Raw genomic sequence first — 540 nt, forward strand, 5'->3', positions numbered from 1 at the left:
GCCAAGAAGCTATCAAAACTTTGATTGATAATTACTTTAGAAAAGATACTGTCATTCAGGCAGGTTATCCGCTTGATATGCGTTATGCTGGGCCACGTGAGGCGCTATTGCATGCCGTATTCCGTCAAAACTACGGTTGTAGCCATCTGATCGTTGGTCGTGACCATGCTGGTGTCGGTGATTATTATGGCGCATTTGATGCGCAGACTATCTTTGAATATGTCGGTAAAGACGATCTCATTACTCAGCCGCTCAAGATTGGCTGGACGTTTTGGTGTAATGCTTGTAATGCCATGGCCTCTGATAAGACGTGTCCGCATGAAGCATCTGAGCATGTGAAAGTATCAGGCACCAAGCTACGTAAAGCGCTATCAGAGGATCTCGATGTCCCAGAGAACTTTAGTCGTCCAGAAGTACTAGAGATTTTACGCAATTATTATGCAGGTATCGCTATCGATGACCGTGCTGAGGTCAAATTGACTGGGGCATCCGCGGTATAGATCGCAATTTATTTTTGATAAAAAGCCACTCATAAAAAAG

1 pseudogene is annotated in these 540 nt (G+C 44.3%); it reads left to right on the forward strand.

Annotated features, from left to right (window positions below):
* Positions 1 to 500 (forward strand): annotated as a pseudogene (sat, locus tag ACS8FD_RS23935) (sulfate adenylyltransferase); the annotation flags it as partial.
* Positions 501 to 540: the final 40 nt, after the last annotated feature.

It is taken from the genome of Psychrobacter sp. 1U2 (assembly GCF_051847575.1).